We start from the raw sequence: 23867 nt of genomic DNA, 5'->3' as shown, positions 1-23867 counted from the left end.
TGATTTAATAGGGTTCTTGGGGTTTCTATACCTGAAGACTTTTAATTGTCCCGAGTCCTGTAATAAAGTTGTTTAATTCATAAAAAAGTTATTTAAAAATCACGTGTTTAGTAGTATGATGGAAGTAATTACTAACACGTGATTTTTTTGTGCTTACTAATGCCTACTCCCAACAAACTTTTTAGAATTAAAGGAGAAACAATATGCCACATGCCTATGATGTCAAGGTTGATTTTTATGGTGATTGGATTTCTCGTCTTCGGAATCAGCTTATCGAAATGAATTACCAGCCTGCAGAATCTTCACAAGATGTATGTTTTCAGTATTTTAACCTGCAACGTAGACTAACCCCTTCAAAACCACGTAATGTATTATTCTCACAAGAATTTACTTGTCCAAAGAATTTGGAACCAGGACTTAGATTAGTTAAGGAAAAGATTGAAAAAGGTTTAGATATCAAGCCCCATTTAAGCAAGTTGATCCTAGATTTGAATTATCACGATGATCTTTTGAATGACTGGGGAATTCATCATCTGCACCTAGGTATTAAAATGGAAAGCAATTCCGATTTTATTAAGAGGACTGGTCCTGTTTTGTTTATTCGTTTTGACGCCCAAAATGCTTACTTTATTGATGTAATGCCGCATGGAAGCTGGGCTAAACAAAAAATGGAGACAAGCCTTCACAATAATTGGCCAAATTCTATCGAAAGGTTCCGAATGAAGGGTGCTCATAGTGTATCCCCTCAGCTTACAGATAATCATATAAAGCAATTAAGAAAAGCTCACGCTGTAGCATTTGTAGAAGCTGAAAAAGGAGCAGTATATGGTCCGATAGGCATGGGATACGCAACTTCGGGGCACAGCATAGAAGTTGTTCGATCATGTGATTTTTATTCCAAACGCCTTAGAGATTATGAAGATTATTTAAAAGGTAATATCGGGAGTTTAATTAAAGATATTAGAAATCAAGGGATTGAGATAGGAAACGTATTACACTTTTGTCTTGGGATTGAACAAAATGATGTTTATGCGTTTGAAGTAAATTCGCGATTATTTATTAAGCTTGGTCCTTTACACTAAATACCCTTATCAATAATGAGGAGGTTAACATGGCAAAACGAAAGAATCAATGGACGGAAGCTAAAATAGCCCGATATCAAAAAGAAGGTCGAGGACAGGGTGAACTCTCTAATTATAAGCCCTGGCTCACTATTCAGGATGTGCCCTCATCTGGCCGCGCTCACCGGATAAATGGATGGAAAACAAAACGCATTCATCATCTACTCTCTGACCTAGAACGTAATTACTTTTATTTATTAGAATGGGCAGATGAAATAATTGATATTCGTGAACAATACCCCTTAAATCGTGAAAAAACACTACAAATCTCTGAAACTAAACATATTAAACATCCTTTAGACACAACATCTCAGACTCCAATTGTATTAACAACAGATTTCTTCATTACCTTAAGAAAGGGAAACAATATATCATATTTGGCTCGGACAATTAAACCTAGTGATCAACTTAACGATGCTCGTATCATTGAAAAGTTTGAAATTGAGTGTGAGTATTGGGATGAAATGAAAGTGGACTGGGGAATTGTATCTGAAAAGGAGCTACCGCAAGATGTTGTAAAGAACATTGAGTGGTTGCATCCATCACGTGAAATTACAGATTCTATGGACCATCAACTAATTTCTGACTTTTATCATTACATACATGATTGTACTGAAACAATTAGTGAGTGTCTACGTCATTTTGATAAAATTTATCATCTTGACCAAGGTAGTGCCTTGTCCTTGTTGAAGCATCTGCTAGCAACAAAGAAGATAACATTTGATATAAACATACCTTTTAGCGTTTCAAATTCTATCAGTCTATTAGAGTTTCCTATTAAGCAGCCAAATGAAAAGAGGTTGGCAACATGATGTTATTAGTGAACGAGTTATTGCAGGATAAAGATACAAAAGATACCCTTCGAATTCTTTGGATTGATGATGGAAATGTTATTGCTTATTTGATCGACATCCACGATGATAAATCCCTGCCCTTTAAACGATCAGTGGCTGAACTAATTGACGAAATCATTCAGGAGCAACTGATTAAGATAAAAGAAGATCCGTTTTTGTTTTTAAGAAAAGCAGAAGAGTCAGAGAAAAATATAGAGATGCGAGACAAAGCATGGGCTGTTGTTGGAAATATCGTTAACGAAGAGCCAGCTATTTACGAAAAAAATAAAAGAGCAGAACATATAAGAAATGCAATGAACGAGTACAATGTTTCTTATCCAACGGTTCGTAAATATCTGCGTAAATATTGGCAAAGAGGCAAAACTCCAAATGCATTATTACCGGACTATCATAAATCCGGAGGAAAGGGAAAAGAGAAAAAGGCAAGCTCAAAAAAGAGAGGGCGTCCGAGAAAACAAGATACATCAGGGATTAATATTGACGATCAAACGAAGAAAATTTTTCGAGTTGCCTTAGAAAAATACTACTTAACGACAAAGAAAAATAAACTGACAGATGCTTATCAAATGATGGTTCGTGAGTTTTATGCAAAGGATTATTATTATGAAAACGGCGTTTCCAAAGTCATCCTTGAAGATGAAGAAAAGATACCAACTATTGTTCAGTTTCGCTACTGGTACAGCAAAGAATACACCGTTCAAGAATCTATGGTGGCGAGACAAGGTCGGAAAAAATACGAAAAAGACTTTCGTGCCGTTCTCGGATCATCTACTACAGAAACAACTGGACCTGGTTCACGTTATCAGATCGATGCCACTGTTGCAGATGTCTATTTAATCTCACGTTATAATTCTGACTGGATTATTGGTCGTCCAGTTGTTTACCTCGTCATTGATGTATTTAGCAGGATGGTTGTCGGGATGTATATTGGCTTAGAAGGGCCATCTTGGACAGGAGCGATGATGGCACTTGCGAATGTGGTTACCGATAAACAGGTCTTTTCTCGTGAATTTGGCATAGATATTCCTAAATCGTCATGGCCGTGTGAGAATCTTCCCGATGTTCTTTTAGCGGATAGAGGTGAGTTTGAAGGCTTTCATGTAGAGCGATTGATTTCTGCCTTTAATCTCCATGTTGAAAACGCTGCTCCCTATCGAGCCGATTGGAAAGGCATTGTCGAGAAGCAATTTGATACGATTCAACGTAAAGTAAAGCCGTTTTTACCGGGCTATGTGGAAAAAGATTTTCGGGAGCGTGGTGCACGAGACTACCGACTTGATGCAAAACTTACATTGGAACAATTTACACAACTGATTATTAAGCAAGTGATCTACTATAATACGAAACACTATTTAAAAGACTATCTTCGTGAAGAAGATATGATTCGAGATGAAGTAAAACCTACTCCCCTAGAACTGTGGAATTGGGGGATTCAAAACCGTTCTGGGAAGCTGCGTTATTTTCCAGAGAAAACAGTCAAAATGCATTTATTACCTCAATCACAAGCTACCGTTACATTTAAAGGCATTAAATTGAAAAATATGTTATATAGCTGTGAACAAGCCATAAAGGAATCATGGTTTCCAACAGCTAGGCAAAAAGGAAGCTGGAAAGTGTCAGTTTGCTATGACCCGAGGGATATGTCTACCATTTATTTATTGGATAGTGATGGTGAACCGTGTCACCTGCTAGATTACCAAAAGCGTTATGCAAACCGAACATTAGATGAGATAAACTATTTACTAGAACATGAGAAAAAGATGCACAAACAAGCAGAACACGGTCAACTACAAAAAGAGATAGATTTTATCAGTGAAGTAGATGAAATTGTAAAACCTGCGGTGAAGCATGCAAATGAACATCAATCAAAAGATATTAGCAAGGCGGAAAAGACGAGATCCATTAAAGGACATCGGAAGGCAGAACGTGAAAAGCGTCAAGAAGAAATCCTCAAATTAGGTGATGAACAACCAAACAAAAAGAACGCCGAAGTACTGCCATTTGATCAAAGCGATGATGAAGAAAAATATGCACGTCCATCCATAAAGGAATTTTTACGCCGGAGAAAGGGGCAAAAGGAAGATGAATGATCAACTGGAAATGGGGCTATCAAATGCTCAAGTTGCAAAATACCATCAGCAAGAATTACCTGACTTTCAAGGAAATCCTTTAATTGGAGCACTACCGCCAATTTTTTCTCTCGAAGAGGCGTTTGATGAGCTAAGCTATCATCCAGATTATGATGAAAAAGAACGGATGTTATCCCCTCATCTTCGTTATCATGCCATACCAAGGTTACAACGCTTTTTTCAGCCAGTCATGCAGCACCTTGATTTAGAACAGCGTTTTTCGAGGCTTTTGCGTTATGGATATGTTGGACGCAATCCCCTTTCTCCTGGCTATACAAGGCAGTTAAATGAGGCTCATCAAGTCATGAAGGGACAAGCTCAAGCTGTTCCTTACGATATTCGCTCTACAGCTTCCAGCTTTACGTTAATGGGGTTTTCTGGCATTGGAAAAACGACAGCGATTGAAAGGATTTTGTCACTCTACCCACAGTTAATCATTCATAAGCACCCGATTAACCTTACCCAGATTGTTTGGCTTAAACTGAATTGCCCCCATGACGGCTCACTTAAATCGTTATGCATGGACTTTTTCTTGAAAATAGACCGGCTGCTGGGAACCAATTACTACGATCGGTTTGGAAGCAAGCGAAATTCCATTAGTTCAATGGTGACGAGGATGGGGCAAATTGCAAGATTACATTGCATTGGAGCCTTGATTATTGATGAGATACAGCACTTGTTAACGGCAAAGGACAGTGGATCTGAGAAAATGATGAACTTTTTTGTGACCTTGGTTAATGAAATCGGCATTCCTGTAATGATGATTGGCACGATGAGGGCAAGAAGTGTTCTGCAACAGGATTTTCGACAAGCACGTCGTGGCAGTGGCCAAGGTGATATGGTTTGGCAGCAAATGAAAAAAGGCGATGATTGGGATGTTCTTGTTGAAAGCATGTGGGAATACCAATGGATTGAAAATAGAGTTGAATTAACCCGGGATTTGAATGAAACATTGTATGATCAAAGTCAAGGGATTGTGGACATTGCGGTGAAATTATTCGCTCTTTCACAAGGTCGCGCGATAGAAACCGAAGCAGAAACGATTACGCCTGCCATGATTCGAAAGGTGGCCAGTGATGATTTAAAGCTTGTACAACCAATGTTAAAAGCACTCAAATCCGGCTTGCCATCAGAGATTGAAAAGTATGAAGATATTATGCCAATGGATATTGAAGAGTATCTCCAATATCGATCCCATAACATTGATATCAAAGCTACCATACAAAAGAAAAAAGAAAAACGAGCAGAAGAAAGGCAAAAACAACAATCTTCGGTCTTGGAGAAGGTCATTCTTGCTTTGATTGGACTAGATATGGATGCCAATCTTTCAGAAAAAGCAGCGACGAACGTTCTGAAGCGCTTTCCAGATTCATCTCAAGCAGAATTGATGCAAAAGGCTCTTACTTATATTGAAGAACAACAAAAGCCGAAAATTAAAAAGAAAGCTACCATACCTAACCACCTTCAGAACTTAATTAATCAAGGAAAGAAGAAGAAACGCTCTGCATATGAGTCACTGCTAGATTCGAATTATATTAAAAATCCGTTAGACGAGTTTGTTATTTAGGGGGCTTTGAGATGCTATCCTTTTTCCCTTCCATCTATGAGGATGAATTGCTTTATAGCTGGTTTTCCCGATATCATATTCGTTCCTGCAACGTCAGCCCGAAAGTAACCATGAAGGATTTATTTGGTTCAGCAAATACCATTGCAATTCCGGATTTGCCGACTTATTTAGATAAGTTCTACGAACGTATTATGCATTTTGATATTAAGTCATTAGAAAGCCTCATTTTTAATCATACGCTGTTTCGTTATTATACAGTCTTTCAACCGGAAATCGTAAGAGGGAAAGTATATCAGGCAATGGTCGAAGAAAATCAACCGGGTGCTATACATACAATGACAGGAATAGCAGCGAGCGTGGTAAAGGAATGGATGTTTCTCCGATTTTGTCCGACATGCCTTCAAGAGGATATACAAAAGAAAGGGGAACCTTACTGGCATGTATCACACCAATTTCCGGGTGTTTTCACTTGTTTGAAACATGGTGATTATTTATGTGATTCAACTGTAAAATTCAGAAACACTGAAAAACATGAATTTGTTGCTGCCACAAAAGATAACTGTCCAAGTATTTTTCTACAGGCTTCATATTCGGATAAGACTAAGGATTTCTTAAATATGATTGCTAGACAAAGTCAGGAACTCTTATCGTCTGATTTCCTGTTTACATTTGAAGGCATCCAAAAAGCCTATCAATATCTTTTAAAAGAAAAGGGCTTTTCAAATATTAACGGAAAAGTTGATCAGAAAAGGTTAGTTGAGCAGTTTCAGTTTTTTTATGGTGAGGAGCTTTTGAGTGTCGTCCAATCTTCGGTCAGTTATGGAAATCCATTTTGCTGGATTAAAAACATCACTCGAAAGCACCGTAAATCCTTTCATCCTTTACGCCATATTTTATTTATCCATTTTCTTGGTGAATCAGTAGAAACATTTTATAATTTTGGATATAAAGAGTATCATCCATTTAGAGAAGCTCCCTATTACTGTTTAAATCCTGCTGCGAGCCACTTTAAGGAAAGGGTCATTACAGATGTGCGAATGAGTTTATGCACGGATACAAGGCGCCCTGTGGCTACATTCAGTTGTTCTTGTGGTTTTGTTTATTCAAGACGAGGGCCTGATAAAGTAAAAGAAGACAACTTAAAGGTTGGTCGCATTAAACAATTTGGACATATATGGGAATCAAAGTTAAATCAGTTAGTTCATATAGAAAAGAAAAGTTGGTATTCAGCTGCAAGGGAATTGCAGTGTGATATAGGGACGGTTAAGAAATACGCAACTAGACCCACTTTTAAAGAAGAAGGTATTTCTGAAGAATCTACTGAGAACATAACTTCAACTAAGCAAAAGGAATGGCTGGATTTGATACAGATGTATCCAGAAAAATCAGTTACACAATTAAGAAAAATAGTACCTGCCTTATATGCTTGGCATTATCGAAACAATAGAAATTGGTTTAAAGAGCATTCACCGAAACAAGTAAGAAAGGCTGAGACTTCAAAAAGAGTGAACTGGACAGAAAGGGATGAAGAAATATTATTTCAAGTAAAGCAGATAATTAATAAGCTGTACGCTTACGACAAGCCAATTTATGTAAATAAAACTCGTATCGGTAAAGAAATCAATCAGTTATCACTTATTGAAAAGCATTTAGCAAAGTTACCAATGACGAAAAAGTATATAGAAGAACATATTGAATCAAGACATCAGTTTCAAATAAGGAGAATAAAATGGGCATGCGGACAATTGGAAGTTAAAGGGGAAGAAATTATTGAGTGGAAGGTAAGACGTTTAGCTGGAATCCGTGATGACGTAAGCGAGGAAGTACAAATTGCATTGAAAACAGAAATATTGAATTACAAAGCAGGTGATCAAGATTCTAAAAATCAGACCATGGCCTTTTAAAAATGAATTAGTAACACTGCAATGGATTGGAAACGTCAAATTAGAAAATAAACAATGGCGCATACAGGCTGCATTTGTCCATAAAAATGATTGCACTATAATAACCCTTCCTATGGCAGCCCTCCCTTTGTTAAGGATAGGTACACCTTATCACGGTGGATTGCCAATGCAAACACAAAAGAGGGGTACATTATACGAAATTCAAGTGGATAATTTGAAGAATGGATCCATTTCGAAAGCGATTAATGTTTGTAGGAACTTTAATTATTTTCTTTATAAGAAACCAGTGTTAATGAATCAGTATATGTGGTCATTTCAATCAGGTGGTATAACGTATCATACTCCACAAACAGAAATGATACGAGCATTTTTTGCGATTAACAAGATTCTTACAAACGCATTGTTGCGACCAAACGGGCTCGATTTTTTAGTAAATAAAGTATCTATAGATCAAAACCGAAAAGCAGCGATTAACTTTTCCGATGAAATCCCTGGCACAATAATGACAGATGATTTTGCCCGTTATTTTGGGTGGCTATATTTACATCCTGAAATGAAACAATCGTATTCTTCCGTTCAAAGTAATGCTTATGCAATGATGATAAATGGTCCAAATTTAAAAGGAACTCCAATGAAAATGGCAATGCCAGATACAGATGAATTCAACCTAACCGTTAGAGGATTACGAAAAAATAACGAAATACTAATATTAGAATGGCTGGCATCAGACCTCGCTGATCCGCCATTCAAAGAGTTGAATATTCAACACAAATCAATAAAAAAGCGTCTGTATACACCAGATAAAAGAAAAAAGAGACTGTCAAAAATGGAACAGTCACAAGAACATGTATTAAACGAAAACAACGGAGAGCGATCAAGAGAGGATGCAAATCAACCGGTCATTGATATAGAACCCACTCAGATAGCTTTCCGTCAATCAACTATAGTAAATAGAATACCAAAACAAGAACAAAATGTGAACCAAGGAGATGAATATATTTCAAACTCTGGTCGTGGCGGGGGAATTAATCAGAGTGTTGTTGGATTAGACGAATCAATATTTGGCGGTAAAATAACGCCTATAGAATTTAGATCCATGGAAATTGCTGATACATATATGAACTACCGATTGGACCATTTTTTTGCGATGATCAGGTATCTTGCCGGGTATTATAAAAATCTAAGTGTATCTGTAAATTTTGTTTATCTGCCATTAGGAAGAAAATTTTCCTATTTGCCAGACGGGAGAAGGAGAATTTGTGCTATTGTTAAAGTGGTTAATGGGATTAAAGAGTCCTTCATACTTGAAGTAGCTGTTCCGGATAATCGCTCCTTATCTACATTAATTGTACCTTCGTCAGTAGCAACTTATAGTAGTGAAAACCATATTAAAGGATTACTGAACAAGTTGGTCTTAAATAGTGGAAGTTGGAGTAATTCTTTCTTAAAAAATCAGGTACATCACAAGGTAAGACATTCTAATGAGACTGCAAGGAATTGGGCTCAAAGGATAAGATACTACCTATAGTAGTACTAATATTTAAGGGTTCACAGATATCGTTTAACAACGCTCTCTGAATATAATAAAAAAAGTAAAAACTTTGCACATTTATTAAAATTACTTCTCTAATTGTGGTTTTAAAAATAAAGATGAACCGTTTATAAAAAAGGGGTATTCGGATTATCGTGTAGAATACCCATATTAAACAGATAACATCCAACATACTATAAATCGGATAATAGTGTGGAATCTCTTATGAAGTTCTCCACAAAAAGAGATGGATAAAAAAGTAACAGAAATAGCTTAATTAGTAAGAGTTAGTATTCGTACATTTCATCAATGTGATCAGATTGGATTATTGACTTCAAAAAAACACCGATTATAGCTATAGGGGTACCGTAAATTAATAACAATAGGCCCATTTTCAAGTTGATTACCTCATAATCAACTTGCTAGAATCGAAATCCGTCCAAATTTTATGACTCCTAGATTCTGTTTATAGTTCTTCAACAATTTTTCGCCCTTTATCAGAATGTAATAATGATGGTGTTTTTCTGAAGGTAAGAGTATATTTTCATTCTGTTAGACTACCCTCCCCGGGGTACCGCATCAAACCTTTTTCTTAAACAAAATCAATATGTAGTGACTTATATCACGAGTTGATGCTATATATTGTGTTAAGATAATGAAGAATTAACAAGATATATAATTAAAAAGTCTAAAGGAGAGGTTTGTGCATGTTCCGAAATACGATTGATATTATCGACAAGTTTACATCACAACAAGAAAGCAAGCAAACAGATTATCTTAGGCATGAAAACAGTAATTATGTTTATTCCTTACCGCTTTTAAGGCATAATTTAACGAATCATGCGGAGGAAGAGTTTCTTTTTAACCACATTCTCCCACCAAAAATAAAAGAGTTATATGATGAGGGAATTGTCTATGTGCACGATAAGCAGCTTGCACCATATTGTGTATCCATTAGCTGTATGGACATTGCTACAAAAGGTATTCCGTCGCTGGCTAAAAATATGATTTCTTCCAGGCCAACTAAGCGGATTTCAACTTTATTACGGCATTTTAGTAATGTTGTTACATTAGTATCACAACAAGTCTCAGGTGCAGTCATGCTAGCACAACTATCAACCATTGCAGCTTCTTATTTATTTGATGAGGAAAGTCGTGGTATTACATACACAGATGAAGAACTCGTAGAATTGTTTCAAAGTCTTATCTGGGAACTAAATATGCCACTTAGATCTGGGGCACAAAGCAGTTTTTCTAATATTACATTAGAGTTCGGGAAACCTTCTGAAGAAATAAAAGATCAATATATCGTCATCGGTGGTGAAGGACGACATATACAGTATAAGGATATACCAGCAACTTACTTTGACCGTATAAACCAAGCTATTATTGATGTGATGAAAAAAGGGACAGGTAGTGATGGGATTCCTTTTACCTTCCCATTATTAACAGTGCAAATTGATGATCACTTTAATTACCAAAATCCATTATTTATCGAACTATTGGATAAAATGTATCATTGGGGTGGTGTATATTTTGAGAACTTTAAAACAAAGCCATTTAAGGATCCGTATTACAAAGCATTAAATCCGCTCATTCAAGCAAAAGACCCAGAGGTGAGTAGAAGCCTTTGTTGCAGATTGCAAATCAACTTAGAGACACTATCCAAAGCCGGTGGTGGTGTTTTCGGATCATCAACAGGTTCCACAGGTGCTGTACAGGTGCTCAATTTAAACATGAATAGAGTGCTTTTGGAATTCGGACATGACATGGATCTCGTCAAAGTGAAGTTACGTGAATACATGGAAGTTATGCAGGAAGCTCACATGGAAAAGAGAAGGTGGATTGAACAAAACAAGGAATTATACCCGACTTTCTTCGCCTTTAATAAAGACTTAAAAAACTACTTTAATGTGTTCGCCCTTACTGGAATGAACGAAGGTCTCATAAATTTAGGCTATAAGGATGGAATTAAAGATAAAGATGGTAAAATGATTGCTCATGAAATTATGCAATGCATGACGGAGATTGTAAATGGATTTATTGTGAGGGATAAAGTGGCATGTGGAATTGAGTATGCCCCTGCCGAAAATGCTGCCATCAAACTTGCACGCCATGACCTTAAATGGGCAAAAGCAAATAATCAAGAAATCTTTGTACAAGGTGAAGGAGATAATCCTTACTTGACCAGTGGCTGTATGACTCCATTTTCTGAAGAGGATTTCCTAGAACAATTGGAAAACAGTGCCGAATTCCAAGGCTACGCTACATCTGGCAGTGTGTTACATCATTTTCTTGAAGCAAAAGTAAAACCAGAAGCCTTAGCAAAATATTTGGATAAAATATTTGAAAAACCGATTAATTATATTACATTGACACCAACTATTACGTCTTGTATGAGTTGCGGTCAAAAAATCATTGCCGAAGATGCCAAAAACATTCATCAATGCCCAGTCTGTGAATCAAAAGATATTGCAACTTTCAGCAGGGTTATTGGTTATTTGAAAATGATCTCCAGAAACAACATACATGTAGATGATAGGGGATATTATGAAGGGAAATATAACTTCTGGTCGAAAGCGAGAAGACATGATTGGACGATTAGAAAACGATTAAAAGAGGATGTGTTGAAGGAGGTTGTTCACCGTTAATTAGCGGTGATTACATCACAATGAAACTATACAATAACTTTATTCGCACATTTACTGACCTGCCTAATCATACGACGTTATTGATTCATTCATTGTCAGGCTGTCCCCTTCATTGTTTTGGCTGTCACAATTATGATGAAATCATCGCTAACACACCAAAAGAATATAAGACCACAGATGATTTATATGAATATTTGAAGAAAAGTGGCTTTTTGTTCGATGCCGTAATGTTCAGTGGAGGCGAATTTCTGATTAACCCATTAGATGAAGTGCGTGACCTATTGCAACAAGTGAGGGCACATTTTGATGGAAAAATAATTGTAACAACTAGCGGAGTTTATTACCAAAAGTTGCGAACATTATATGAGGAAAACCTTGTTGATGGTGTCCATATCGACATGAAATTACCATACCATGTGTTGGATATAAAAGAAGATGCTCAAGTTTATAAAGATATTATGGGAATCACACCAAGCAAAAAACTTGTTGATCAATTAATCGCAAGTGTTGACGCAGTAATTGAACATAACTCAATCTTAGACCAAGTTCGAACAGTGCAATATCCATTGCTAGATGAGGCGTTTTTTGCAGAGATAAGGCATTTTGTAGAGGAAAGAAAAGCCTATCATGGGAGCATTGTGCCTTATTTTCTGAATGGATTCGTTTATCCTGTAAGTTAATAGTAAACACATAAGTCTCGTGGATCATCCATATATATACGATGATTGCGAGACTTTTAACATGGGAAACGTTAGAAAAACGATCTTAGCGTAGTAATTCCGCACTTTTTTGACGTTACCCCTGCAAGTAAATAATCATAAAACAAAGGAAATGAAATAATGACAACTAATATGCTCAATCTACCAAACTTTAAGATTCTGGATATGAAAGAAAGTGAATATGATTATAGATTCTTAGTTGAGTCTACTGCTCTATCTCCTTCACATTGTCCAAAATGTGGTACCGTTGCAAACTTATTTAAACACGGTAAGAAACAACAGCTATTTTTCGACCTGCCAATGCACGCAAAACGTGTCGGTATTTATGTCAATCGCCAACGATATAAATGTAGGGAATGTAATGAAACATTTTTTGAAAATCTACCAGATATGGATGTCAATCGTTCTGTTACTAATAGGCTAATAAATTGGATTCAAGAAGCAAGTCTTGAAAAAACGTTTACCAGTGTTGCAGAAGAGATTGGCGTTGACGAAAAGACTGTACGAAACATCTTTAATGACTACGTTGCTGAACTTGGGTGTTTTTGCCCAACACCTCGAAAAGGTATATTTCAGAATATTACAAAATAAAGTCAATCCAGGCATTAAAAATTCGCTTCATATTCTTTGACTCTTCTATAAAACGTATTGCTTTTCATGCCCACTCGTTTCATGGCTTCGACAGCTGTGATTTTATTTTGTTTCCATTCGGGATAAACAGCTCTAAAAGTATCATCAATCTCATGTTTTTTTCTTCCGAACCTAACACCATTTTGCTTGGCAATGCGAATGCCTTCTTCCTGTCTTTCTCTTGTTCGTTTGCGCTCGTCCTCAGCCATATAACTTAATAATTGCAAGATTAAATCGGAAGTCAAGGTTTCAAGACCATCCAAGTCTTTATATTTCATCGTGTTAAGCAAAGGCATATCTAATACAGCGATATCAATTTGTTTAGTTTTGACAAGGTCTTGCCATTCGTCCAAAATCATTTGTTTATTACGTCCCAAACGATCCAATGACTTGATATGTAAAGCGTCTCCGGCCCGAAACATTCGTTTCATCAATTGGTATTCGGGTCTCTTAAAGTCTTTTCCGCTTGCTTTATCTACAAATATATATTCTTCTGGAATGCCAACGTCTTTGGCAGCTTCAAGTTGTCTTTCTAACGATTGGTCTTTGCTACTAACCCTTGCATAGAAAAAAGATCTCACGACGTTTCACACCTTCCAAAAATGAGTGATGGATTTTCTTAATATATAACTTATATAACTATTATAGATTTGTTTCAAAATATCTACAAGTTTATAGCCATGTTTCAAAACAATTTATGTTATACTTATGACAGATAAAATGACAGTAAAAGCACACTTTCAAAAAGCTTACTTTTTGAAACAGGGAAAGGAAGGAGAAACGATGACTGTTCAAACCACCGGAACCCAACAAAAACGAATAAGCATTTTAGGGGAAGATGAATTCAAAGCACTCTTCGAAAGACCGCATTTTACATACGAAGATCGCTGTTATTATTTTTCCCTTTCCCAACCCGAGAAAGAGTTATTACAAAGTCTGCACTCCTTTAAATCTAAAGTTTATTTCGTGCTGCAGCTTGGTTACTTCAAAGCCAAGCAGTTATTTTTCACATTTGAACTCCATGAAGTGAAGGAAGATCTCCAATACGTGCTAAAACAACATTTTAATGATAGAAAAATGGTTGATTTGAGTACCGTTCATAAATCGACTCGTTTCAAGCAGCAGCAATTAATCCTTGAACGATTTGATTACCACAGTTGTGGTTCTGAAGAAAGAAAACAAATTGAGAAAAAAGCTTATCATTCCGTCACCATTTCTGGTAAACCAATTTTTATTTTCCGTGAAATTATGAATTATTTAAATGAACAACGAATTGTTGTACCAGGATACAGTTTTATTCAAGAAACTGTGAGTCGGGCGATTACCTTTGAACAGAATCGATTAATCGCCATCATGCAGAACCATCTAAAACAGCCTGATATTCAAGCTTTGAAGACATTACTCGAGGATACTCAAGGGTTGTATGAAATCACACTACTCAAACGTGAGCCAAAGGATTTTAGCCTGAAAGAAATCAAGAGTGAGATTGCCCGAGGTGAACAAATTAAGTCTTTATATCAACTCGCTCACACACTGCTGCCCAAATTAGGCGTTTCAAATGAAAGCATCAAATACTTTGCTTCATTGGTCAATTATTACTCTGTTTATAAACTCAAAAGGCTGGATAAGTGGCTGGTGTACGTTTATTTATTATGTTTTGTTTATTATCGTTATCAGCGAGTGACCGATAATCTTATCAATACTTTCATTTACAATGTCCGGCGATACATTGATGAAGCCAAATCAACGGCCAAAGATCAAATCTATATGCACTATGCAGAAAATCGGCAAAACATGAAAAGGGCTGGCGAGGTGCTTCAAATACTCACTGACGACAGCATTGAGGCTGACACCCCTTTTGGCGATATTCAAGCGAGGGCCTTTGCTATCTTGGAACGCCAAAAACTTACTTCCCTTGCCAATCAAATCGCCACGAATGCAAAAATGGATGAAGCAGCTCTCCAGTGGGAACATATTGATCAATTAGCTCGTCAATTTAAACGTCATTTACGACCTTTGCTGCTTATGGTTAATTTTGCAGCCCCCTCCAAAAATGATCCACTCATGGAGGCTATTGATTTTATAAAACGGGCTTTTCATCAAAATAAATCGTTAGGGCAATATGCTGCAGAAAGTTTACCTCAGCGCTTTATATCGGATAATATAAAGCGTTACATCTATGAGCAAGAACCTGAGGAAGAAAAGACCATCAAGGTAGATCGCTATGAGTTTCTTATTTATCGGCTTTTACGTAATCGACTGGAAGCAGGGGATGCTTTTTGTCGTGAAAGCATCCGATTTCGTAGTTTTGAGGATGATCTCATTGATGATGAAAAGTGGCAACAGAAAGACAAATTGTTAGCTGATGCTGGTTTAACAACTTTTTATCAGCCTATCCATGAACATTTAGCCGAATTAAAACAACGGCTTGAAAAACGTTTAACGGAGGTCAACCAACGTATAGCGTCTGGAGAAAATGAACATGTCCATAAAAAACGGGGACCTCATAGCCGATGGACGCTTTCCAATACTCGAGATATGGAATCCATCAATCATACCTTTTTTGATGCACTGAGACCGATTGATATTGGAAGTGTTTTACATTACGCCAATCAACACTGTTCTTTTATGGAAGCGTTTGATCACATTTTAGGTCGTTATGCCAAACGGTCAAGAGAGGATCATGTTTTAGTCGCTTGTCTGATTGCTTGGGGTACAAACATGGGCTTGGGAAGAATGGGGGAAATCTCTGATATCCGTTATCCTTCCCTTGTGGCTACTTCCGATAACTTTATTCGATTAGAGACGTTAAAGGAAGCCAATGATCGGATCAGTAATGCAGTAACAGAGCTGCCAATCTTTCACCATTACGATATAGACGATACCATTCATTCCAGCAGTGATGGCCAAAAATTCGAGACGCAAATTAATACCATGAATTCGCGTCATTCACCTAAATATTTTGGCTTGAAAAAAGGGATTGTTTCTTACACCATGATTGCTAACCATATTCCCGTCAACGCCCGGATTATTGGGGCGAATGAGCATGAAAGTCATTACGTATTTGATATCCTATATAACAACACAACTGACGTTCAGCCTGAAGTGCATTCTACCGACACTCATGGAACCAATGAGGTTAATTTTTCCATTCTGCACTTTTTTGGTTATCAGTTTGCCCCTCGTTACAAAGATATTTATGGCACCGTCAGCAGATCATTATACGGTTTCCAACATCCAAGTCAATACGGCGATATATTGATCAAACCCGTTCGAAAAATCAACACAGATCTGATTGCCGAGGAATGGGAGAATATACAGCGTATTGTTTTATCTTTGGCTCTTAAAACCACAACACAAAGCATCATTGTTGGGAAATTAAGTGCTTATGCTCGTAAAAACAAAACCAAGCGTGCATTATGGGAGTACGATAACATCATCAAAAGCCTATATTTTCTGGATTACATTGATTCGCCACCCTTACGCCGGAATGTGCAACGAACCTTAAACCGGGGTGAGAGTTACCATAAATTACGTCGGGCTGTCTCGCATGCTAATTTTGGTAAACTGCACTTCAAAACCGAACAAGAACAACAAATTTGGAATGAATGTAGCCGTCTCATCGCTAATTGCATCATCTATTACAATGCCAGCATTTTATCAAATATGTTGACTTACAGAGAAAACCAAGGGAAGAATTCAGATGTATTAAAGCAAATTTCGCCAGTGGCATGGCAACACATCAATTTATATGGCCATTACGAATTTAATAAATTCCATGAATCGGTCAACATGGACGCCATCATTCAGGAATTGGCTCAGCTAAAAGTATTCCCGGAGTAAATCATTTATTTTTGTGCTAATTTATGTGCTATAAAAAGACTACTGCACGAATAATCAAGTGGTATAAATCCATTTAACACACTGCTGGACTCAGTTATCCTGCTCTGGCTCCTGTACATATAGCGATATATACCTTTAGCATAGTTGGCTCATTCTCAAATAGGATGATAAAGCGGGAACATTGACGGCCTTTGCGCACCGAGCTAGTATTGAACTGATCAACGTTCTAAAAGCAGGGGAAATTACCGGATAAATATCATCGTCTTTGATAAAGAGCCCATAGTTCTCCAAGGATTATCGTTTGAACATAGTTACACCCACATCGTTTTATGCGAAGAGCCGGATGCGAGGTGATATGTCAAGCTATTTGCGATACTTTTTCAATATGGGCTCAGAGGAGATATCAAAAAAGATAATTTCCGTATTTTTCATGCGGAGTCTCAGTTTTTTACAGATTCTATTGCTTTTTGCAAATCATTCGACTTTTGAGTTCCAATTACAATTGTTTCATATTTCAACTTTAATACTATTCCTTCTTTACCACTCATATTATAAGCCATTTCACCTTTAGCATTGATACGTACGCCCCATCCTCCAAATTGTTTTAACGAGTTATAGGTAATTTTTTCATACTGATATATATCTTTGAAAAGGTATTGCTTATATCGCAAATGAAAAGGTATAAAACGAATATAAATCCCATCTTTACGAACTTCTGTTTTCAACTTTATTGACCCTGGGAAAACCACGGGTATTATGATTCCGAAAATAACCCAACACACAATTGTTAGCGCATCTGGTGCGGGATTATTCCCTACTGGAACCCCAAAAATAATTTGCTTAATAAACCAGTACCACATGAAACCCACATTTAATAAGACCAATAGCCACAACCAAATTTGTTTAGGGCGCTGTATTTCTTGATATACAACTTTATTATTATTTTCTCTCATGTGACCCCCTCCCTACCGATTATTATACTATTACAACAATAAATACTCGATTGCAGTTTAGTGATAAAATAAAACAAAACTATATCATTAGGGTTCTGTCTCAAAAAATATATAAGAGACTATTATTAGTAAAAATTAAGATATTTTATGTGTTCTAAGATCCGCAAAAATGAAAAAATTAGTTTTCATTTACAGATTCTGCAATGTCATCCACAATCATTTCTAGTTGAATATCACCAGATACAGAATTAGGACCTTTTGTCTTATTATATAATGCTGCAACATTAACACCAGCAACACTGTTAGCACCAACTGCGGTATTAATAACGTATACTCCAACAACAAACACTATACCTACAGCAACTGCAGCCATTACAACACCACTATCTGGGTGATTTTGACTTGTTAAATCCAAGTTTGACTTCTCTAAAGCCTTTTGTATAAGATTGGAACCATCTACTATCGCACTGTAAATATTTTTATGTTCCCCACTTTTTATTGCCTTCTCAAATTCATTAAAAAAGTCGGGATCTATCTTTTCCATTTCGCTCATAATTTGATCTACTGTTTCCATACTTTCTTCCGTGCTATTTGCTTTCTTTAGCTCATCAGTCCAAGCATTAGGGAGTAGTTCACTAACAGGACCTTGACCAAAAGCTAGCCCCCTGTATATGGTTTGGCCATCATAATCGTCCAGGTTCATTGTCGATTTGGCGTGAGCAAAACCACTTAAAATCATTGTAAGTAACAAGGATGCGCATAAAATGGTAATGAAATGCTTTTTTAACATGATTTCCTCCTTTGGTTTAATTACTCATGTTTCGTGACCGATTTGATATCCCCTCCCCCTCTTCTAATGCAATCTTCTAGGCGTTTAAATCCAAATCACCTCCTTCATGTGACTGTTTTTTTGCATTAAAACCTATAAGATTCTTAAAATCACTAATAGATTTCAATTTAAACTCTGACTCTACTGGTCTATAGAATAAAATTAGCGCTGCAATCATAGTCAATGAAAATGAGTATAATCCTATAATTAGTGCAATACCACTATGGAACAATATTCCAATATATAATAGGTATTTCCAGTACTTTTTAGATAAGAATAATCCAATAAACAAAAATGCTTCGATCACCAATGTCCCCCAAGTAAAAACTACAACGAATCGACTAGTTAGTAAAAAGTTTAATGGTTCAGATAAAAATGGAAGAGCACCTAACATGCTATCATTTAAAAAGTAATAGACTGCGGTACCGTCTCTCCATTCATCCTCTTTAAGTTTTGCAACAAAACTATGGAAGTAAATTATTGAAACTTGTATTCTTATGAATACCATATTAAGTTTTGCCAATAAAGCAGTATATATATTTGAGTTATAGTGAAAACCTTCTAGCAATGTATTCCAATGCCACTTTCTTGGATCTGTAAGTGTTAAAGGTAAAAGTAATATGGAGATTACCATAGCAACTTGTTCTCCACCATCAATAGTAATAGCAGATACCTGAACACTGTATGCTATCCATGCGTGAATAATTCCTGTTATTCGTGGCCTCCATCCAGAAGCAACAACTATCAACAATATTACAGCAATCCATTTAACAATATTAAGATAAAGATAATCGTTTGGGACTAAACAAAAGATGCTAATACCTGAAGTATTGCATTGTGGATATTCGGGAATCCCTGCCGCAGGGTGAAATAAAATACTAGCGTCATTTATAGATAGTGTTAACGCTAACATTAAAGCAATAATAGTTCTTGCTAATCCATAAACATTTGACCAAGGGGAGCTACTCCTAGTCCATTTAGTTACAAATCTACCTAATCTTTCGAGCAAGATACATCTAACCTCACAATCTTTGACGGCATATCAATATTTTTGTGTTCACTCCAAGCCCAAGGGACGGGCTCTTTTAAAACAATATCTAATTGTCCACATATTGTTGGATATACCAAAGGATTTTTTACACTGTAACTAGTTAAATTTTCCTTGCAATTTTCGTATCCTGAGTCACATTCAATGAATTTATCCTCCGAAACTCTTTGTTTTAATAAACCTATTTCTATTCCTTGACTTCTACCATATCGATATATTCCAAATGCATTTTTAATAGAACTATTGGGCCAATTAGCTGCCAATTCCCCTTTGTCATCATATGCTAAAAATAGGTCAGTCCTGGGATCACGACTATAAAATCCCCAATTTTGCGGGAACCATTCATTAGTTTGTATTTTTTCCGAGAAAGGTAGTTTCAACGGAGAACCCGGCAACATACTATGTATTGAGTAAAAAAATAAGGTAGACCATATCAAAACAATTAACAAGAAAGCCATGCCTATTACTTTATTATTAATACTTTTATATGTATGTTTTTTTTTGTACATTATATACTCCTGCCTATTTATTAAATCTTACAATAATAGATTTTTATAAAAACATTTCCTTTGACCAGATATAAAAAGATACTAATGTGAATAAGTATTATTTTTTAATGATGCATGGTTCATCCCCATTACAATGTCCTGTTAGAGCAATATTTCTATTTCTAGCAATTTTATCGTAAACCTTTGGTCCAATTCCAATTAGTTTAAAAAATACTAATATTGGGCAAAATAATATAAATAATGGAATTCGTAAAGAGATAGATATAAATGCATTAAAACCAAAAACAATCTTATTATTACGCAATATTATTGCATGCATTTGATTTTCTAGGTTACTTTTAGGAATTCCTAGCTCTTTCTCTTGATCCCTAAATCCAGTCATTGTAATTAAATGAAGCCAGTCTAGTTTTTCAATATTATTTTTGACACGTTCACACATTGGACACCAATTGTCGTAAAGGACTATCATTTTAAGTTTATTTTCCATTACTCAACCTCCTATTTAACAATATTCAACCTGAATCAATTAATTGATATGGAAGGTTATTTATAACACCCATGAGACATCATTCGTTTGACTAATAATTTTTTAAATTAAATAATTATTACAAAAATTACATTTTATAATAAATCATCAAAAAATTAAAGTCAATCCCTTTATTCGGTTATTTTTAGCGCTGTTTTACGTTCAGGTCATTTGTTCTCTTAGTATCTTCTTAATCCTTAGAAATACTTAGGATTTCTTGATATGCTGTGGTTGGAGAGATTATCCCCATATTAGTTGTTTAGCATGAAAATTTGAGACAATTGCTACTAATACAAAAATGTTTTTTATATTTATTTTCATATTAGTAACGGTTTTAATTATTTCAAACCTTATTATAATAATGGTATTCGATTATGAGGATAAGGATAATTATGTGGAAATTGAATCTCAACAAGAAGAGCAACCAAGTGAATATTGGACAAAAGAACGTATGGAAGAGGCGGACCCACAACAATGCCGCCCGTTAGTAAAACAGAGAAGTTAAAGGAACTTGTTAACGACACTTTACCGATACTGGTGACTGAATGTATCAATTATTATTTTTTGATAATTCTGAAATATACCTTTTCGAGGTGTTGGGCAAAAACACCCAACTTGAAGCTCAAACTGATTTTAGAACTCCTAAATGGCTTGGTATTGATGAAGTTCATTTGCTTAAAAACTATCGTTGTGTCATCACAGATGTTGAAAACAAGTCAGTAATTGACATCTTACGAAAACGTAATAAAGATACAGTTATCAGTTATCTTACAAAGCTCCAAGATATTGAAAAAATTAAACTTGTAGCAATGGATATGTGGAATCCTTATAAGAGTGCTGTTAACACAATGATACCACATGCCAAAATCGAAATTGATAAATTCCATGTCGTTAAATTAGCCAATGAAGCCTTAGAGAAAATCCGAAAAGCTAATCGTCAAAATGTGTCAGCAAAAGAACGCAGACAACTTATGAGAGATCGTTATGTGCTTCTTACAAGGAGTAAAGACTTAACAGACTTTGATGACCAGATAAAGCTACAAATATGGACTCAAAACTTTCCATTGCTTGGACAGGCTTATGAGCTCAAAGAGCAATTCTTTGACATCTATGAAGCCAAATCAATCAACGATGCCTATAAACTCTATCAAAATTGGCTTTCAAATGTACCTACAGAATTAATGACTTATTTTGAAGATCTGATTAAGGCTATGAATAATTGGGAAGAAGAAATATTCAATTATTTCAATTCTCCCATTACAAACGCTTATACGGAGTCCCTGAATCGTTTAATTAAGACAATGAACCATGTTGGTCGTGGTTACTCTTTTCAAGTCCTTAGAGCAAAGATTTTGTTTACTCAAGGCTATCGTAAAGTTAAAAAGAAAAAGAAATTCAAAAAAGTTGAAGTTACTTTCGGAAAAATGTTACCTGATCAATTCCCAAGTTGGTCACAAACTGGTTATGAATGGGTGTATGAAGAAATTTATGGTGCTGATTTTTCCACACTGACTGAGGCTATAGAAGAGGGTACATTTTAAACCCTCTTTCCACACTATTTTCCGATTACCCTAAAAAAGTTAAACCATTTGCCTCTTTGGATATGCTTTATCTAAAGGGGGTTACTGTGGTAAGGTAATATAAGATTATACAGCAATCGGGCCATATTGTTGAGGAAAGTTTTCGTGTATTTGGATAGAATAATAATCGATTGTGAAGGAATATGCTGTTAATTGTGATAGAGTTAGAGTAAAGGTGCTGGGGGAGACGGAATTAATAAGCTACCTGATAAAATATGATTGGATAGGGAGGGAATATTATGTCAAATAAAATGTATTCATTTATTGGTGGATATAATGGGTCGTGGAAGGTTGTGTCCATCAACAGCGTGACAGGGAATGGTCTGGAACCCATAGACCGCTTGGAAATAGTCAATGAATTTATTATGCCATCGAAGGCCGAAACCAAGTGGGTACTACACGGTGTTACAAGCAATTTGTGGTATACCACACGCCAGGAGAAAGAAAAATTGGATGCTAAATCACCTCCTTTGGGTAGGGAGGGAGATACATGCGCCGCTTTGATTCCGATCAAAAAATCTGAAGCTTGGTGGGAGCTTGCACAAGACGAAAGACGTGCAATATTGGAAGCACAATCTGAACATATCACGATAGGATTAAGATATTTACCGGCCATCGCGCGTCAGCTGTACCACTCCCATGATCTTGTTGGCGAACCATTTGATTTTCTTACCTGGTTTGAGTATTCGCCCGCCCATTCGGAAGAGTTTGAAGAGTTAGTGTCTATTCTTCGAGAATCTCCAGAATGGAAGTACGTAGTTCGAGAAGTGGATATTAGGCTAGTCCTAGATAAACCTTCCATCAACTGAAAGCCGCCGATTAAAGTAACCATCAAAAGTCATTGATTTATGAGCCCGTTTAGAGAGAATTGGCGATATATAAAGTTTCTTATTCCATATAAGAGCGCACTTCCGGAATAAGGATCAGCGCCCGTATTGTACTGTACATAAGAGCCATATTGTTGAGGAAAGGGAGGTTAAAATGATTTTTACTGACTGGATTTCTTATGTCGCTGTCGGACTTATGGTAGCCGTGTTAATCTATGCAGTTTTTAGTATTTATCTAAAAAAAACACTAGGCTTATATATTGCAATGGCTTTCCATATTGTTTTAGGGATCTTATCGCTCCCATCAATTGGATTGTATGTATTAGGATTGGCTATTATTGAGTTAGTGATAGGAATCATAATGACTGTGAAAATTTCATCTAAAAAGAATGTTTAAGCAAACGGGCGCGATTGTTGAATAAAACTCCTAGATTTAAACGACTTTATTGTTATATTTTTAAGTGCAATGAAGTCATCTTCATCAAAAGTTAAATAACTTTATTTTCACCCCGTTCCCATACTAGGACGGGGTTATACGTTTTTAGGTATTAAAATTAAACAACTTTATTATCACTCTACAGTTTTTGTGGATTTAAAATAAAGTCGCGATGTTTATAAAAAAGTTGCGAAGATTTACCCCTTTGGA

At 36.1% G+C, this 23867-nt stretch carries 20 protein-coding genes; 14 read left to right on the top strand and 6 right to left on the bottom strand.

Annotated elements, in window-relative coordinates; translation table 11 throughout:
* Window positions 1-203: 203 nt before the first annotated feature.
* The 9 genes from AC6HVZ_RS17880 to AC6HVZ_RS17840 all read left to right on the top strand — a co-directional run bounded on the left by AC6HVZ_RS17880 (window position 204) and on the right by AC6HVZ_RS17840 (window position 13067).
* Window positions 204-1082 (top strand): hypothetical protein, encoded by an 879-nt coding sequence (locus AC6HVZ_RS17880; RefSeq protein ID WP_299091087.1) that lies wholly within the window; start codon window positions 204-206, stop codon window positions 1080-1082.
* Window positions 1083-1111: 29 nt separating this feature from the next.
* Entirely contained in the window at window positions 1112-1933 is an 822-nt protein-coding gene (locus AC6HVZ_RS17875) for a TnsA endonuclease N-terminal domain-containing protein (RefSeq protein ID WP_299091090.1), read from the top strand.
* Window positions 1930-4065 (top strand): TnsB C-terminal domain-containing protein, encoded by a 2136-nt coding sequence (locus AC6HVZ_RS17870; RefSeq protein WP_299091091.1) that lies wholly within the window; start codon window positions 1930-1932, stop codon window positions 4063-4065. The genes AC6HVZ_RS17875 and AC6HVZ_RS17870 overlap by 4 nt, the downstream gene beginning before the upstream one ends.
* Window positions 4058-5671 (top strand): ATP-binding protein, encoded by a 1614-nt coding sequence (locus AC6HVZ_RS17865; protein ID WP_299091093.1) that lies wholly within the window; start codon window positions 4058-4060, stop codon window positions 5669-5671. The genes AC6HVZ_RS17870 and AC6HVZ_RS17865 overlap by 8 nt, the downstream gene beginning before the upstream one ends.
* Window positions 5672-5682: 11 nt before the next feature.
* Window positions 5683-7575, top strand: a complete 1893-nt coding sequence (locus AC6HVZ_RS17860; protein ID WP_497559486.1) for a TnsD family transposase — start codon at window positions 5683-5685, stop codon at window positions 7573-7575.
* Window positions 7538-9103 carry a Tn7-like element transposition protein TnsE gene (locus AC6HVZ_RS17855; protein ID WP_497559485.1) on the top strand — a complete coding sequence of 522 codons (1566 nt, stop codon included), beginning with the start codon at window positions 7538-7540 and terminating at the stop codon, window positions 9101-9103. Before AC6HVZ_RS17860 ends, AC6HVZ_RS17855 begins: the two co-directional genes overlap by 38 nt.
* Before the next feature lie 710 nt (window positions 9104-9813).
* Window positions 9814-11757 (top strand): anaerobic ribonucleoside-triphosphate reductase, encoded by a 1944-nt coding sequence (nrdD, locus tag AC6HVZ_RS17850; protein ID WP_299091099.1) that lies wholly within the window; start codon window positions 9814-9816, stop codon window positions 11755-11757.
* A 20-nt stretch (window positions 11758-11777) separates the two neighbouring features.
* Complete coding sequence (locus AC6HVZ_RS17845; protein WP_299091102.1) at window positions 11778-12437, top strand: 4Fe-4S cluster-binding domain-containing protein; 660 nt, start codon at window positions 11778-11780, stop codon at window positions 12435-12437.
* A 171-nt stretch (window positions 12438-12608) separates the two neighbouring features.
* Window positions 12609-13067 (top strand): transposase family protein, encoded by a 459-nt coding sequence (locus tag AC6HVZ_RS17840; protein ID WP_497559484.1) that lies wholly within the window; start codon window positions 12609-12611, stop codon window positions 13065-13067.
* Between the two features lie 14 nt (window positions 13068-13081).
* Here the strand turns inward: AC6HVZ_RS17840 and AC6HVZ_RS17835 are convergent, their stop codons facing one another.
* Window positions 13082-13687, bottom strand: coding sequence for a recombinase family protein (locus tag AC6HVZ_RS17835; RefSeq protein ID WP_497559483.1), 606 nt, complete (start codon window positions 13685-13687; stop codon window positions 13082-13084).
* Between the two features lie 202 nt (window positions 13688-13889).
* On the opposite strand from AC6HVZ_RS17835, the gene AC6HVZ_RS17830 reads away from it, so the two are divergent.
* Window positions 13890-16949 carry a Tn3 family transposase gene (locus AC6HVZ_RS17830; RefSeq protein ID WP_497559487.1) on the top strand — a complete coding sequence of 1020 codons (3060 nt, stop codon included), beginning with the start codon at window positions 13890-13892 and terminating at the stop codon, window positions 16947-16949.
* A 440-nt stretch (window positions 16950-17389) separates the two neighbouring features.
* Here the strand turns inward: AC6HVZ_RS17830 and AC6HVZ_RS17825 are convergent, their stop codons facing one another.
* The 5 genes from AC6HVZ_RS17825 to AC6HVZ_RS17805 all read right to left on the bottom strand — a co-directional run bounded on the left by AC6HVZ_RS17825 (window position 17390) and on the right by AC6HVZ_RS17805 (window position 20775).
* Window positions 17390-17902, bottom strand: a complete 513-nt coding sequence (locus AC6HVZ_RS17825; protein ID WP_497559482.1) for a DUF6141 family protein — start codon at window positions 17900-17902, stop codon at window positions 17390-17392.
* A 178-nt stretch (window positions 17903-18080) separates the two neighbouring features.
* Complete coding sequence (locus AC6HVZ_RS17820; protein ID WP_497559481.1) at window positions 18081-18692, bottom strand: sporulation delaying protein family toxin; 612 nt, start codon at window positions 18690-18692, stop codon at window positions 18081-18083.
* Between the two features lie 76 nt (window positions 18693-18768).
* The gene (locus AC6HVZ_RS17815; protein WP_497559480.1) at window positions 18769-19740 is read right to left on the bottom strand and encodes a sporulation-delaying protein SdpB family protein; all 972 of its coding nucleotides are present in this window, start codon (window positions 19738-19740) and stop codon (window positions 18769-18771) included.
* Window positions 19725-20288: an SdpA family antimicrobial peptide system protein gene (locus tag AC6HVZ_RS17810; protein ID WP_497559479.1), complete on the bottom strand. Its 564-nt coding sequence runs from the start codon at window positions 20286-20288 to the stop codon at window positions 19725-19727. The genes AC6HVZ_RS17815 and AC6HVZ_RS17810 overlap by 16 nt, the downstream gene beginning before the upstream one ends.
* A 97-nt stretch (window positions 20289-20385) precedes the next feature.
* The gene (locus tag AC6HVZ_RS17805) at window positions 20386-20775 is read right to left on the bottom strand and encodes a thiol-disulfide oxidoreductase DCC family protein (RefSeq protein WP_497559478.1); all 390 of its coding nucleotides are present in this window, start codon (window positions 20773-20775) and stop codon (window positions 20386-20388) included.
* Window positions 20776-21175: 400 nt separating this feature from the next.
* Here AC6HVZ_RS17805 and AC6HVZ_RS17800 point away from each other — a divergent pair, with 400 nt between their 5' ends.
* The 4 genes from AC6HVZ_RS17800 (at window position 21176) to AC6HVZ_RS17785 (ending at window position 23618) form a co-directional block, all read left to right on the top strand.
* On the top strand, window positions 21176-21319 hold the full coding sequence (locus AC6HVZ_RS17800) for a hypothetical protein (protein WP_497559477.1): 144 nt from the start codon (window positions 21176-21178) through the stop codon (window positions 21317-21319).
* Between the two features lie 40 nt (window positions 21320-21359).
* Window positions 21360-22355: an ISL3 family transposase gene (locus AC6HVZ_RS17795; RefSeq protein ID WP_497559476.1), complete on the top strand. Its 996-nt coding sequence runs from the start codon at window positions 21360-21362 to the stop codon at window positions 22353-22355.
* Between the two features lie 278 nt (window positions 22356-22633).
* Complete coding sequence (locus AC6HVZ_RS17790) at window positions 22634-23203, top strand: chlorite dismutase family protein (protein ID WP_101169397.1); 570 nt, start codon at window positions 22634-22636, stop codon at window positions 23201-23203.
* Window positions 23204-23375: 172 nt separating this feature from the next.
* Window positions 23376-23618 (top strand): hypothetical protein, encoded by a 243-nt coding sequence (locus AC6HVZ_RS17785; RefSeq protein ID WP_064206581.1) that lies wholly within the window; start codon window positions 23376-23378, stop codon window positions 23616-23618.
* Window positions 23619-23867: the final 249 nt, after the last annotated feature.

The organism is Oceanobacillus sp. NCCP-135 (assembly GCF_059698015.1).
Note: the sequence above shows the minus strand (reverse complement) of the source record. Positions and strands in the feature narration are given on the sequence as shown.